Source organism: Novosphingobium sp. ST904 (genome assembly GCF_001298105.1).
Lineage (GTDB): Bacteria > Pseudomonadota > Alphaproteobacteria > Sphingomonadales > Sphingomonadaceae > Novosphingobium.
Map to the genome: position 1 here is coordinate 50,061 of NZ_LGJH01000156.1, position 13,276 is coordinate 63,336.

Annotated in this window: 13 protein-coding genes and 2 pseudogenes; 10 read left to right on the forward strand and 5 right to left on the reverse strand. The window is 65.8% G+C overall.

The annotated features are described in order from the left end of the window. Nucleotides 1-155: 155 nt before the first annotated feature. Both murJ and secB read right to left on the reverse strand, forming a co-directional pair. A complete protein-coding gene (murJ, locus tag ADT71_RS19350) occupies nt 156-1,727 on the reverse strand; it encodes a murein biosynthesis integral membrane protein MurJ (protein ID WP_054439445.1) in 1,572 nt (523 codons plus the stop codon). A 157-nt stretch (nt 1,728-1,884) separates the two neighbouring features. Further along, complete coding sequence (gene secB / locus ADT71_RS19355) at nt 1,885-2,397, reverse strand: protein-export chaperone SecB (protein WP_054439447.1); 513 nt, start codon at nt 2,395-2,397, stop codon at nt 1,885-1,887. A 330-nt stretch (nt 2,398-2,727) separates the two neighbouring features. On the opposite strand from secB, the gene ADT71_RS19360 reads away from it, so the two are divergent. The 3 genes and pseudogenes from ADT71_RS19360 to ADT71_RS19370 all read left to right on the forward strand — a co-directional run bounded on the left by ADT71_RS19360 (nt 2,728) and on the right by ADT71_RS19370 (nt 5,407). After that, nucleotides 2,728-3,426 (forward strand): Tim44/TimA family putative adaptor protein, encoded by a 699-nt coding sequence (locus tag ADT71_RS19360; RefSeq protein ID WP_054439449.1) that lies wholly within the window; start codon nt 2,728-2,730, stop codon nt 3,424-3,426. A gap of 151 nt (nt 3,427-3,577) precedes the next feature. Then, nucleotides 3,578-4,827: pseudogene (locus tag ADT71_RS19365) on the forward strand (murein transglycosylase A). A gap of 7 nt (nt 4,828-4,834) precedes the next feature. Further along, nucleotides 4,835-5,407, forward strand: a complete 573-nt coding sequence (locus ADT71_RS19370) for a Smr/MutS family protein (protein ID WP_054439583.1) — start codon at nt 4,835-4,837, stop codon at nt 5,405-5,407. Nucleotides 5,408-5,532: 125 nt separating this feature from the next. Here the strand turns inward: ADT71_RS19370 and ahpF are convergent, their stop codons facing one another. Together ahpF and ahpC are read right to left on the reverse strand one after the other, a co-directional pair. Then, nucleotides 5,533-7,122 carry an alkyl hydroperoxide reductase subunit F gene (ahpF, locus tag ADT71_RS19375; protein ID WP_054439451.1) on the reverse strand — a complete coding sequence of 530 codons (1,590 nt, stop codon included), beginning with the start codon at nt 7,120-7,122 and terminating at the stop codon, nt 5,533-5,535. Between the two features lie 147 nt (nt 7,123-7,269). Further along, nucleotides 7,270-7,836, reverse strand: coding sequence for an alkyl hydroperoxide reductase subunit C (gene ahpC, locus ADT71_RS19380; RefSeq protein WP_054439453.1), 567 nt, complete (start codon nt 7,834-7,836; stop codon nt 7,270-7,272). A 198-nt stretch (nt 7,837-8,034) separates the two neighbouring features. On the opposite strand from ahpC, the gene ADT71_RS19385 reads away from it, so the two are divergent. The 3 genes and pseudogenes from ADT71_RS19385 (at nt 8,035) to ADT71_RS19395 (ending at nt 10,218) form a co-directional block, all read left to right on the forward strand. After that, on the forward strand, nt 8,035-8,409 hold the full coding sequence (locus ADT71_RS19385; protein ID WP_054439455.1) for a hypothetical protein: 375 nt from the start codon (nt 8,035-8,037) through the stop codon (nt 8,407-8,409). A gap of 1,308 nt (nt 8,410-9,717) precedes the next feature. Beyond that, nucleotides 9,718-9,984, forward strand: a pseudogene (locus ADT71_RS35905) (hypothetical protein); the annotation flags it as partial. A gap of 51 nt (nt 9,985-10,035) precedes the next feature. Further along, nucleotides 10,036-10,218 (forward strand): hypothetical protein, encoded by a 183-nt coding sequence (locus ADT71_RS19395; protein WP_054439458.1) that lies wholly within the window; start codon nt 10,036-10,038, stop codon nt 10,216-10,218. An 18-nt stretch (nt 10,219-10,236) separates the two neighbouring features. Here the strand turns inward: ADT71_RS19395 and aroC are convergent, their stop codons facing one another. Continuing rightward, the gene (aroC, locus tag ADT71_RS19400; RefSeq protein ID WP_054439460.1) at nt 10,237-11,304 is read right to left on the reverse strand and encodes a chorismate synthase; all 1,068 of its coding nucleotides are present in this window, start codon (nt 11,302-11,304) and stop codon (nt 10,237-10,239) included. A 181-nt stretch (nt 11,305-11,485) separates the two neighbouring features. On the opposite strand from aroC, the gene ADT71_RS19405 reads away from it, so the two are divergent. Genes ADT71_RS19405 through ADT71_RS19420 form a run of 4 tightly spaced genes read left to right on the forward strand, consistent with a single transcriptional unit; the run spans nt 11,486 to nt 13,269 of the window. After that, nucleotides 11,486-11,791, forward strand: coding sequence for an antibiotic biosynthesis monooxygenase (locus ADT71_RS19405; RefSeq protein ID WP_054439462.1), 306 nt, complete (start codon nt 11,486-11,488; stop codon nt 11,789-11,791). A 4-nt stretch (nt 11,792-11,795) separates the two neighbouring features. Continuing rightward, nucleotides 11,796-12,143, forward strand: a complete 348-nt coding sequence (locus tag ADT71_RS19410) for an ArsC family reductase (protein ID WP_054439463.1) — start codon at nt 11,796-11,798, stop codon at nt 12,141-12,143. A 47-nt stretch (nt 12,144-12,190) separates the two neighbouring features. Then, nucleotides 12,191-12,757: a nicotinamide riboside transporter PnuC gene (gene pnuC, locus ADT71_RS19415; protein WP_054439466.1), complete on the forward strand. Its 567-nt coding sequence runs from the start codon at nt 12,191-12,193 to the stop codon at nt 12,755-12,757. Continuing rightward, nucleotides 12,754-13,269, forward strand: a complete 516-nt coding sequence (locus ADT71_RS19420) for an AAA family ATPase (RefSeq protein ID WP_054439584.1) — start codon at nt 12,754-12,756, stop codon at nt 13,267-13,269. Before pnuC ends, ADT71_RS19420 begins: the two co-directional genes overlap by 4 nt. The last annotated feature ends 7 nt before the right edge of the window (nt 13,270-13,276 follow it).

A 13,276-nucleotide genomic window follows, 5' to 3' on the forward strand; every position in this document is an offset into this window, starting at 1 on the left:
GTGCGCCGGGTAAGGCGCGGATGCAGGTGGGGTCAGCGCGCGGTGCGCGTGGTCGCCCGCCATCGCCACGAACGGCGACGGGTTTCGGCAGACTTCGGGTGCGAAAGGTCCTGCATGGGCCGGGCTCATAGCATAGTCGCACACGGATGGAAGCCTCAGGAAGCGGGGCGGCGGCGGCGCAGGAGCGCGAGATCGTCGCGGGTGAAGGCGCCGGTCACCACGGTTGCGAGCGCATAGACCACGCCGCCGGCCGAAACGAGCGCGGCAAGGGCGAGACCCCGCACCAGCCATGTCCCGTGGAGGTATGGGGTCAGCAGGTCCTGTCCGAACCACAGCACCACGCCCATCGCCACGGCGGCCAGCGCAAGGCGCGGGGCGCGGCGCTTGAGGCGGGCGTCGGACTGGAAATGGCCGCGCTTCACCAGGGTCCAGTAAAGCATGGCGACATTGGCGGTGGAGGCGATGGCGGTCGCCAGCGGCGGGCCCATGTGCTGGAGCGGCACGATCAGCGCGAGGTTGAGGACGAGGTTCACCACCATCGACATCATCGCGTAGCGCACCGGGGTCCGCGTGTCCTGCCGGGCGTAGAAGCCGGGGGTCAGCACTTTGACGAGGATGTAGCTGGGCAGGCCGACCGAGAAGGCGGCAAGCGCCTCGGCGGTGCGGGCGACGTCGTTCGCATCGAACTTGCCGTAGCCGAACAGGGCGGCGGCGATCGGTTGGCCGCAGACGATCAGCGCGACTGCGGCAGGCAGGGTGAGCAGCAGGGCGAGTTCCATGCCGCGGTTCTGCGTGTCCATCGCCGCGGCATGCTCGCCGCCGCCGAGCTGGCGCGAGATCGTGGGCAGCAGCACGGTGCCAAGGCCGATGCCGATCAGGCCGAGCGGAAGCTGGTTCAGCCGGTCCGCCATGTAGATGTAGGTGACCGAGCCGTGCGCCAGCAGCGAGGCGGCCAGCGCGGTCGAGATCACGAGGTTGATCTGCACCGCGCCTGCTCCGGCGGCGGCCGGCAGGATCAGCTTCATCAGCTGCTTCACGTCGGCATTCCACACCGGCATCCGCAGGCGCATCGACACGCCGTTGGCGCGGCAGGCCCAGACCAGCCACAGCAGCTGCAAGGCGCCCGAAACCGAGACGCCGATCGCCTGGTTGCGCGCGGTCACCAGCGCATCTGCGGAGTGGAAGCCGAGCAGCGCGACGATCAGCGTCAGGTTCAGCAGGATCGGCGCGGCGGCGTTGACCCAGAACTTGTTCAGCGAATTGAGGATGCCGCCCAGCAGCGAGACGAGGCTGATGAGCGCGAGATAGGGGATCGTGAGCCGGCTCAGTTGCACGGCGAAGGCGAACTGGTCGTGACTGACGCCGTTGAACTTGCCCGAAAGCAGGAAAGTCACCGGCCAGGCGAAGACTTCCAGCACCAGCGTCATCGCCAGCAGCACCGGCAGCAGCACGGACAGCGCCTGCTCGGCAAAAGTGATCCCGGCGGGCAGGCCCGGCCCTTCCTTGTCGGCGACCTTCTGGTTGAACATCGGGATGAAGGCCGATGCGAAGGCGCCTTCGGCGAACAGCGCGCGGAACATGTTGGGCAGGCGGAAGGCGATCAGGAAGGCATCGGAGGCGAAGCCCGCACCGACGAAGCGGGCGAACAGGCTGTCGCGCACCAGTCCGAGTATGCGGCTGGCCAGAGTGAGACCGCCGACACTGGCCAGCGCCTTTGTGAGGTTCATGCCCTCGAACCCTTCATGAAGGTGCCGCCGGACCCGTCGATCGGGAATGAAGCGGCCGTCAGATACGCCAACGCCACGTCCCCCTTGGGGGGCGCGGGCCGATGTCGCAGGAATGCGCGCCATGCGCATTTCAGGTTGCCGGTGTTCAGGCCGGCTGTCAGGCGTGGCCGACAGGCTCGCCCTGGGTGGCATCGGCCTGCTGCTGGGCCTGGAGCTGCTGGATGTAGAGGCCGTTGAAGTCGATCGGCTCAAGCATCAGCGGCGGGAAGCCGGCATCGCGCACGGCGTCGGCGATGACGCGGCGGGCGAAGGGGAACAGGATGCGCGGGGCTTCGGCGTAGAGGAACGCGTGCGCCTGGCCCTCGTCGAGGTTGCGCATGCCAAGCAGCGCGCAGTAGCTCAGCTCGACGGCGAATGCGGTGCCCTGCGGGCCCTTCGAGGCGCAGGTGATCTTCAGTTCGACTTCGTGCACTTCGGCGTCGATCGGGCGTGCGCCGATGTTGAACTGCACGTCGATCTGCGGCTGGTCCTGCCAGGTGAAGCTCTGCGGCGCGTTCGGATTCTCGACCGAGAGATCCTTGACGTACTGCGAGATGATACCGGCGGCGGGCGCGGAATCCTCGCCGTTGCCGAGGTTGATGTCGGAGATGACGTTGCCTTCGTCGGCCATTTGGTTCGTTCCCGTGCAAAGAATACGGATGAAAGTCTTGCCGCGCGCCTAAAGCATTTTGGCGGCCGGTGGAACACCCGAGCCGCCGTAAATTGTTCGAAATAACGGCGAGCGAAACGGCCCGGCGAAGGAACGGAACCGATTCGCCATGCGGGCGTTGATCGGTGACGGCGAACATATCGGCGAAAAAAGCCCAGATCCGCGTGCTCACGCGTTGTTCATTTGTAAACTGTACCTATCTGGGTCTATGATGACGCTCCTGGGCGGAAGAGGCAGCCAGCCTCCAGCCGCACTCCCCGAAGCGTCCAACACAAGGATGGACAAAGGAACGTGACACCGGAAATCGTGATCCTGGCCATGATCGCAGCCTTTCTTGGCCTGCGGCTCTATTCGGTACTCGGCCGCCGCGCCGAGCATGAGGAAGAGCCGATCCAGGGGCGCTTCGAAGGCCGCCAGGGCCAGCCCGGTGCGCCGCGCGTTTCCGCCCCCAAGGCAGACGGCAAGCCCGATGCCAAGGCGGACGAACGCGGTCGGGCCGGTCAGCCCCAGCGCCTGCGCGAAATGCCGCTGGCTCCGCCTTCGGTGGAACGCGGCCTCGCCGAGATTTCGAACGTGGACCGCCGCTTCGATGCCTATGCCTTCCTCGAAGGCGCGCGCGGTGCCTATCGCCTGATTCTCGAATCGTTCTGGAAGGGCGACAAGGCCGAGCTTCGTGCACTTTGCGACGGTGACGTCTATGACAGCTTCGCAGCCGCGATCGACGCACGCCTCGCCGCCGGCGAAACCATGGACAATCGCCTGATCCGCATCGAGGACGTGGCGATCATCTCGGCAGGTGTCGATAACGGCTATGCCCGGATCGCCCTGCGGTTCCGTTCGGATATCGCCGCCGTGACGCGGGACGCCGAAGGCCATGTCATCGCCGGTTCGCTTGACGATGCGATCGAGGCGGTGGACGTCTGGACGTTCAGCCGCGCACTCAACTCGTCCGGTCCGGACTGGCTGCTCGACGAAACCGACGCGGGTTGATCGACCCACCCGGTTGATTTCCAACGCATGATCTCTCAAGGATCGGAAGGCCGGGCCGAAAGGTCCGGCCTTGTTTTTGGCGGTGCTGTTGGCGGTCGTTATTGGCGGGGCCGCAAAGATTTTCGGGAGGTCGATCTTGCAGGAAGGGAGCATGTCGCGGCGGGAGCCGCGTTTTCGGGTGCGCCGTTTTTCTGCACTTGTCCTGCCGGCACTGCTGGCGGCCTGCGTGCAGGTGATCCCCGGTGAAGGCCCCAAGGGCGCTTCGCGTCCGCCGGTAAAGCCGCCGGTCCATCGCCCGGCTCCGAAGCCTCCCGCGCCGCCGCAACCTGGCAGTGCGATCCTGGCCGGGGTGAAGGCAGGCCCTTCGGTCTCCTCGCTGCCGCTCGGCGCTGCCGATGCCGCCGCCGCGCTTGCCTCGTTCCGTGAAAGCTGCCCGCGCGTCACCGTGCGTCAGGATGCCAGCGGGCTGACCCGCCCGGCCGATTGGCGGCAGGCCTGCGCCGCCGCCGCAAGCTGGGGCGCGAAGCCCGCCGCGCAGTTCTTCGCGAGCTATTTCGAAACCGCGCGCATCGGAGACGGCAAAAGCTTCGCCACCGGTTATTACGAACCCGAAATCGCCGGATCGCGGCTGCCGGTTCCGGGATATGCGGTGCCTGTCTATGCGATGCCGGGCGATCTCGTGCGGGCCAAGGCGGGTGACGCGGCGCCGACGTCAAACGGGCGAATGCCGCTGGGGCGCTACGACGGGAACGGACAGTTCGTGCCCTATTACGAACGCGCGGCGATCGAGCAGGGCGTGCTGGCGGGCAAGGGGCTGGAGATTGCCTGGGTTGCCGATCCGGTCGAATTCTTCTTCCTCCAGGTTCAGGGTTCCGGCCGGTTGCGCGCGCCTGACGGCAGCGTGATGCGCATCGGCTATGCGGGGCAGAACGGCCTCCCCTACACCGGGATCGGCGGCGTCATGCGTGACCGGGGGCTGGTCGGCTCGGCGCCGGGGCAGTATTCCGGTTCGATGCAGGGCATCATCCAGTACATCCATGACAACCCGCGCGACGGTCAGGCGCTGATGCGCGAGAACAAGTCCTGGGTGTTCTTCAAGGAGCTCAAGGGCGATGGACCGCTCGGCGCGCTGGGCGTGCCGGTTCGGGCCCATGCCTCGGTGGCCACCGATCCGCGATTCGTGCCGCTGGGAGCGCTGTGTGGCTGCGGCTTGACCGGCGCGAGGCGACGGGATTGTGGGTCGCGCAGGATACCGGCGGCGCAATCAAGGGCGCCAATCGCTTCGATACCTTCTGGGGATCGGGTGAGCAGGCGCGCCTGACCGCCGGCGGCATGAGCGGACGCGGTGAGGCCCTGATCCTCGTTCCCAATGGCACGCTGGCGAGGCTCGGCGCGCGGTGACACCGGCATGAGACGGCCGGGACGGCGCCTCACGGCGGAAGAAGCGGAAATCTGGGCGCAAGTCGCGCGGACGGTGACGCCGCTCGAAAAGCGCAGGCCCGTGCCCGTGGCGCCCGTTTCCGTGCCCAAGCCGGTCGTCGCGGTAACGGCGGCGCCTGCGAAGAAGGTGAAGGGCCGTATTCCCGCGCCCTTGCCGCCGCGCCCCGCGCCGGTGAAGGCGAAACCCGATGTCCCGGTCAATCTGGACGGTTCGTGGGAAAAGCGCATTTCCAAGGGCACGCTCGCGCCTGATTTCAGCCTCGACCTTCACGGCTCGAACCTCGATCAGGCCTATCTGCGGCTGATGCACGGCCTCATCCAGGCCAAGGCGATGGGCGCGCGGGTGGTGCTGATCGTCACCGGCAAGCCGCGCCCGGTGGATGCGGCGGATCGCGGCACCGCGCGGGGTGCCATCCGTGCCAAGATCACCGACTGGCTGGCCGCAAGCGAACACGCGCACGACATCGTGGCGATCCGGGGCGCGCATCGCCGGCACGGCGGGCAGGGTGCGATCTACGTGGTGCTGAAGAAGCGCAAGTAGCGGCGATCCCTCGATTCGCGGGTTCATCTCCGCGCCGATGCCGACTGCTCGGGACGCCGGGCACATGAAAACGGGCGGAAGTCCTGCGACTTTCCGCCCGTTTCATTTTTCGCGCTCGGGAAAGCTCAGGCAGCCTGGGCGATCTCTGCGGGAGCCTCGTTGCGGATCAGGTAGTCGAACGCGGAAAGCGCCGCCTTCGAACCTTCGCCCATGGCGATGATGATCTGCTTGTAAGGCACCGTGGTCACGTCACCCGCCGCGAAGATACCGGGCAGGGTGGTGGCCGCCTTGTCGTCGATCACGATCTCGCCGCGGCTCGTGAGTTCGACACCGGAGTCCTTGAGCCATTCGGTGTTGGGCACCAGTCCGATCTGGACGAACACGCCTTCCAGCTCGACCTTGTGCTCCTCGCCGGTTTCGCGATCCTTGTAGACCAGCGCATTGACCTTCTCCCCGTCGCCTTCGACCTCGATGGTCTGGGCGCTGGTGAGGATCACCACGTTCTTCATCGACCTGAGCTTGTCGACCAGGACCTGGTCGGCGCGCAGCTTGCTGTCGAATTCAATCAGGGTGACGTGGCCGACGATGTTGGCAAGGTCGATCGCCGCCTCGACGCCGGAGTTGCCGCCGCCGATCACCGCCACGCGCTTGCCCTTGAACAGCGGGCCGTCGCAGTGCGGGCAATAGGCCACGCCCTTGTTCTTGTACTCGGCCTCACCCGGCACGCCCAGGTTCCGCCAGCGGGCGCCAGTGGTCAGCACGAGGCTGCGGGCCTTGAGCGAGGCGCCGTTGGCGAAGACGACCTCGTGATAGCCGCCCAGTTCCTTCGCGGGGATCAGCTTTTCGGCGCGCTGGAGGTTCATCACGTCGATGTCGTATTCGGCGACGTGCGATTCCAGTGCGGCCGCCAGCTTGGGGCCCTCGGTATAGGGAACCGAGATGAAGTTCTCGATGCCCATGGTGTCCTGCACCTGACCGCCGAAACGTTCGGCGACCACGCCGGTCGAGAAGCCCTTGCGCGCGGTGTAGATCGCGGCCGAGGCGCCGGCGGGACCGCCGCCGACGACCAGCACTTCGAAAGGCTTCTTGCCCGCGAGCACGGCAGCGGCCTTGGCATCGGCGCCGGTGTCGAGCTTGGCGAGGATTTCCTCGATGCTCATCTTGCCCGAACCCCACATCTTCCCGTTCAGGAAGACGGCGGGAACGGCCATGACGCCGCGTTCCTCGACTTCCGCCTGGAACGTGCCGCCCTCGATCAGGGTGGCGTTCACATGCGGGTTGTTGAGCGCGAGCAGGGTCAGCGCCTGCACGACGTCGGGGCAGTTGTGGCAGGAGAGCGAGAAGTACATCTCGAACTCGTGCTCGCCCTCGATGGCGCGGGCGATTTCGAGCGCCTCGTCGGAAACCTTGGGCGGATGGCCGCCGGCCCAGAGCAGGGCCAGGACCAGCGAGGTGAATTCATGGCCGAGCGGGAGCCCTGCGAAGCGCACCCAGGCGCTGGCGTCGCTCGCGCGGCGGATGATGAAGCTGGGGCGACGCTTGTCGTCGCCGTCGAAAGTGGCGGTGACCTTGTCCGAGAGCGAGGCGATCACGGTCAGCAGCTCGCGGGTCTCGGTGGATTTCGCATCGTCGCCCAAAGAGGCGACGAGCTCGATCGGCTCGCGCAGCATGGCGAGATATTGCGAGAGCTGTTGCTTCAGGTTGGCGTCGAGCATGGTCTTTGCGTCCTTTGGAAATGCGTTGGGAAAAGGGGCGGCCGGGGCTTCGGTTCCGCGAGGCCGCGCCGTGAGGGCGCGGCACCGGGAGAGGGAAAGCCCCGGGCCGCGCACCTTCACGCGACCCTAAGGGTGTCGCGGGGTGTCTTAGAGCTTGCCGACGAGGTCGAGCGAGGGAGCAAGCGTTTCAGCGCCTTCTTCCCACTTGGCCGGGCAGACCTGGCCGGGGTGCTCGCGCCAGTACTTGGCAGCCTTGATCTTGCGGACGAGTTCGACCGCGTTGCGGCCCACGCCCTCGGGGGTGATTTCGACCAGCTGGATCACGCCGTCCGGATCGACGACGAAGGTGGCGCGGTCGGCCAGGCCAACGCCTTCGCGCAGAACGCCGAAGTTGTTGGTCAGCGCGTGGTTCTGGTCACCGAGGAACGCGTACTTGATCTTGCCGATCTTGTCCGAGGTGTCGTGCCAGGCCTTGTGGCTGAAGTGCGTGTCGGTCGAAACGCCGTAGACTTCGACGCCGAGGCCCTGGAGGGTTTCGTACTGCTCGCCGAGGTCTTCCAGCTCGGTGGGGCAGACGAAGGTGAAGTCAGCGGGGTAGAAGAAGAACACGGCCCACTTGCCGGCGATGTCTGCTTCGGTGACGTCGAAGAAGTCCTTGCCTGCCTGGAAAGCGGTGTTCTTGAACGGCTTGATCTGGCTGCCGACGATACCCATGGATATGATCTCCCTCGATTGGGTGTTGAAGTTCGAGGAGGGAGATAGGCTGCCCGTGTGACGTTGTGTAGGGCGTTGATCCGATTGCCTTGATCGGAATGACCGATCAGTTGCGGTGGACTGAACGTTTCTGCCGATAAAGCGCGCGGCACTGCGAAAACCCGTGCGGCGCTGCGGCAAATCGGGCAACAGCAGGCCATGAAAACGATACGACTTGCGCTGCTCCTGGCGGCCTGCGCGTCGCTGGGCGCCTGCGACTCATGGCCCACTTCGCTGGATAATCGCGCGCCCGAGGATGTGACGTTCCGCTATCACCATCGCCTTTACGACCAGTGGTCGGTCTGGGCGCCCGTCTCACATGACCGCGCGGTCCTGCTCGCCCGCGAGCACCGCATGCGCGACATTTCCGGTCTGGAGATCACGCAAGGCGGGCTGACCTATCGCTACGCCGAAAACGCGCTGGCCCCGGTACACCGGTTCTGTGCCGGATCTGCGAGCTGTTCGCTCGTCTATCGGGGCGGAGGCAGGCTGGAAGCGCGGACAAAACCGCTGACGGACAGCCAGTTCCAGTAAACGGCGGGTCGCCGGGCGTTCGCAAAGGCGATATTCAGGGATTTTTCGCGAAAAGTCCGGAGTTTACCAATTCCACAACTTTGAACAGGATGTTACGAACCCCTAAGTGGGGAATACGTAGGGCGGAATGCTCAAGGTCTTTCTTATAATCGCCTATCTGCTCTGCGACTATGAGTCGGTGGCGGAGCGTTTTAGTTCCGCGCCCGGGGCCGCGTTGCTGTTCGTTTTTGCGGCGCTCTATGCAATGCTTGCGGTGGGCCTGCTGGCTTCGGCTTTCATCGGACGGCACTCGGTGCGGATAGCGCTGGCGGCGCTGTTTGCAGCGGCATCGCACTTCCAGCTTTCGTTCGAATGGACGACGGCGGGGCCGATGACCTACCAGTCCTTCGTCAACCTCTACAACGCCGCCGGACAGATCGACCACGCCGTTGCCCAGCATAGTGCGACGATGGCGCGGGCGATGGGGGCGGCCTTGCTGCTGTTCCTGGGCGTGGCCCTGCCGCCCAGGCGGTGGCGGGTGCCGCTGCGCTGGGGCGTTCCGGTCCCGCTGCTGGCGCTCTGCGCGCTGGCGACCTTGCTGTTCGTTCGCGGCGGCGAGGGTTCCAGGGCCTTGCCGCCTGCCTATCCCTCGATCGCGTTCGCGGGGCTGATGGCCGGGGAAGCGATCGCTTCCGTGCCCAAGCCCCGTGCCGCGCCGGCCTTGCCGCGTCCCGATGCGCCGCTTGCGCAGGACATCGTGCTGATCGTGGACGAGAGCATCGCGGGCAATTACCTCGATATCGACAACCCGTCAGGCGTGCGCAGCGGCCTTGCCGAGGAGCGGGCGGGCCTGCGCATCACCAATTTCGGCTATGCCGCCGCAATCCACAAGTGCAGCGCCAATTCCAATGCCGTGCTGCGCTTCGGGGGAACGCCCGACACCTACCGGGAAGCGCTGGCCAGCTGGCCCTCGATCTGGAGCTATGCGAAAGCGGCCGGTCTTCGCACCGTCTACATCGACGGCCAGTCGAACGGCGGCCACCTCCAGAACATGATGACGGCGAAGGAGCGGCGGGAAATTGCCGAATTCGTGCAGTTCGACGGGGTGCCGGCGGCGGACCGGGACATGCGGATAGCCCAGGTTCTGGCCGCTCACGTCAACAACGGGCTCCGGGAATTCATCTATGTGAACAAGGTCGGCGCGCATTTCCCGATTGCCGACAAGTTTCCGGCGGGGAAAGCCCGATACCGTCCGATCCTGCCGCAAGGGGGTGGGACGCTGCTGTCCTGGACGAGCAACCGGGCAGGGTTCGGCGGCACGCCGGGCGAATGGGTCCGCTACCGCAATTCCTATCGCAACACCGTGGACTGGAACGTGGGCACATTCTTCGACCGCCTGCTGGCGCGCCGGGGGTGGGGAATGCCGCGATCGTCTATACGTCCGACCATGGGCAGGACCTGCACGAACGGGGCAACCCCGGAAACAACACCCATTGCGGCGCCGAAAATGCAGCGCAGGAAGAGGGGCTGGTGCCGCTCGTGTTTATCGGAAAGTCCGGGCCATCCCGGCTGGACTGGTCACGCCATCTGGCCGCCAACCGCAACCGGTCGAGCGCGTTTCGCATCTTTCCCACGCTGCTGGTGCTGATGGGCTACGATCGCGATGCGCTTCGCCCCCGCTATGGCCTGCCGTTGGACGAGGCCGGGCAAGACCGATTCGCCTACAATGTCGACTTCGCCCCGCTGCTGGGAAAGCCGCCCGGCTTTCGCGACATGGACGTGGCCAGCGTGATTGCGCCGCCGGAGTCCGACTACACGGCGGCGAAGTGACGGGCGGACAGCGCGGCTTCAGCCACACTGTCCGCGGTGCAGCAGCTTGTGGTCCGCCAGCACCAGCGCCATCATCGCCTCGACCACGGGAACCCCGCGAATGCCGACGCAGGGGTCGTGACGCCCCTTGGTGAACAGCTCGGTCGCTTCGCCTTCGCGGTTGATAGTAGGCTGCGGCGTCAGGATCGAGCTGGTCGGCTTGAAGGCCACGCGCACCAGCACCGGCTGGCCGGTGGAAATCCCGCCGGCAATGCCGCCCGCGTGATTGGCGCTGAATTCGGGGCCATTCGCGCCGGGGTGCATCGGGTCGGCGTTCTGCTCGCCGGTGAGGCGCGCGGCGGCGAAACCGTCACCGATCTCCACGCCCTTTACCGCGTTGATGCCCATCATGGCGGCGGCAAGGTCTGCATCGAGCTTGCCGTAGAGCGGCGCGCCCCAGCCGGCGGGAACGCCGGTGGCGACACATTCCACCACCGCGCCCACCGAGGAACCGGCAAGGCGCGCATCGTCGACGATCTTCTCCCAGCGCTTCGCAGCCTCCGCGTCGGGGCAGAAGAACGGGTTGTTGCCGATCTCGGCCGCGTCGAAGTTCGCCATGTCGATGGCATCGCCGCCGATCTCGGAGACATAGGCAAGGATCGTCGCTTCCGGGATAACCAGCCGTGCCACGCCGCCCGCCGCCACGCGGCTGGCGGTTTCGCGCGCGGAGCTGCGGCCGCCGCCGCGATAATCGCGGAAACCGTACTTGGCGTCATAGGCGTAGTCGGCATGGCCGGGGCGATAGGCCTTGGCGACCTCGGAATAGTCCTTCGAGCGCTGGTCCACGTTCTCGATCATCAGCGAGATCGGAGTGCCGGTGGTCTTGCCTTCGAACACGCCGGAAAGGATGCGGACCTGGTCCGGCTCCTGTCGCTGCGTGGTGAATTTCGACTGGCCGGGGCGCCGCGCGTCGAGGAAGGGCTGGATCACGCTCTCGTCGATGGCGAGGCCCGGCGGGCACCCGTCGACGACGGCGCCGATGGCCGGCCCATGGCTTTCGCCCCAGGTGGTGAAACGCAGCAGGCGTCCGAAGGTGTTCACGCTCATCCGGGCGCTTTGTCGCGCAAGCATCGGTTTGTCCAGCCTCGCGCGCGCGACAGAAGCATGCGCGCGGATCGTCCCGTTATGGGTGCATGACCGGAATTTCAGCGGAAGCGGTTGTTCCTGCGCTTGTCCGGCGCGAACGGTCGGCGCTAGGAGCGGTCAAAATTGAACAACAGGGTCTGCCATGTTTCTTGTCGTTTTCCGTAACCGCAAACGCACCGACATCGACGCGGAGGCCTATGTGGCCGACGCCGACCATATGGAAGTGCTTGCACGGCAGCAGCCGGGCTTCATCTCCTTCAAGAGCTACGTGAGCGACGACGGCGAAGTTATCGCCATGTCCGAATGGGATGACGAACCTTCCGCGCGCGGCTGGGCCCGCCATGCCGAACATATCGTCGTGCAAAAGCGCGGGCGGGAAGGCTACTACGAGAGCTACACCCTGTTCACCTGCGATTCGCCGCGGGTATCCCACTTCCGAAGGACGTGACGACGTGAGCCTCGAATTCTACGGCATCCCCAACTGCGACACCGTCAAGAAAGCGCGGAAGTGGCTTGAGGCACGAGGCGCAGACTACACCTTCCATGACTACAAGAAGGAAGGCGCGGATGCGGCCCTGCTTCAGAAGTGGGTTGCTCAGGTCGGTTGGGAAAAGCTGCTGAATCGGGCCGGGACTACTTTCCGGAAGCTGCCTGATGCCGACAAGGCCGATATCGATGCGGCCAGGGCGGTTGCGATCATGGTCGCCAATCCCAGCTGCATCAAGCGGCCGGTGGTCGAGCTTTCCGGCGGGTTGCTGGTCGGCTTCAAGGAAACCGAATGGGAAGCGGCGCTCGGCTGACGGCGCCGGCGCTCATGACCATCAGGCAGAACGGCTGAAGCATCGCGATGAATCCGATCGAATGGGCGGCGGCGGCACTGGGCCTTGCCAATATCGCGCTCCTCGTGCGGCGCAGCGTGTGGAATTACCCGTTCGGCATGGCCATGGTCGCGCTCTACTTCCTGGTGTTCTGGGATGCGAAACTTTACGGCGAGGCAGGGCTTCAGGTCTTCTTCTTCGCGGCGCAGATCTGGGGCTGGGTGCTGTGGGTGCGCGCGGGCGGCGGTGAAAGCCGGGTGCCGGTGCGCCGACTGGGGAATTTCGCGCGGCTGCTCTGGGTGATGGGAACGGCTGCACTCGCGCTCAACCTCGGCTGGGTGATGCACAAGTTCACCGACGCCTCGCTGCCTTATGCAGATTCCGCCATTGCCGGAGCCAGCATCGCCGCGCAGATCCTGCTCGGTTTCCGCCGTATCGAGAACTGGGTGCTGTGGATCGCGATCGACGTGGCTTCGATCGGGGTCTACCTCTACAAGGAATTGTGGCCGACAGCCGCGCTCTACGTGGTGTTGCTGGCGATGTCGGTGCTGGGCCTGCGCGAATGGATCGCGGCGGAGAAAGCCGAAGCCGCATGATCACCGTTTGCCTCCACGGCGCGGAAAGCACCGGCAAGTCGGTGCTGGCCGAGCGGCTGGGCTATCCCTGGGTGCCGGAATACGGCCGCACGTATTGCGAGGAAAACGGCACGGACCTGACGATGGCGGACCTTCTCGCCATTGCCGAGGGACAGGCCGAGGCAAACCGAAAGGCCATGGCGTCCCGCCCTCCTGTGCTCCTGTTCGACACCGATCAGCTCATGACCGCCGCATGGGCGCAGATGTTGTTCGGGGAAGCGCCGGATGTGCTTTTTCGCTATCCCAAGGCGGACCATTACCTGCTGTTCGCGCCGGACGTTCCGTGGCAGGACGATGGCACGCGGTTCTTCGGCCCGGACGAGAGGCGCGCGCATTTTGCCGCCCTGGCGGAGGAGATGCTGGTGCGGGCCGGGGTGCCGTTCTCGCGGATCGGCGGTTCGTGGCAGGAGCGCGAGGCGCAGGCCCGGGCGGTTATCGAGGGCATAGGAAAGCCTGACGCGCGCCCTTGGTAGCAACAGG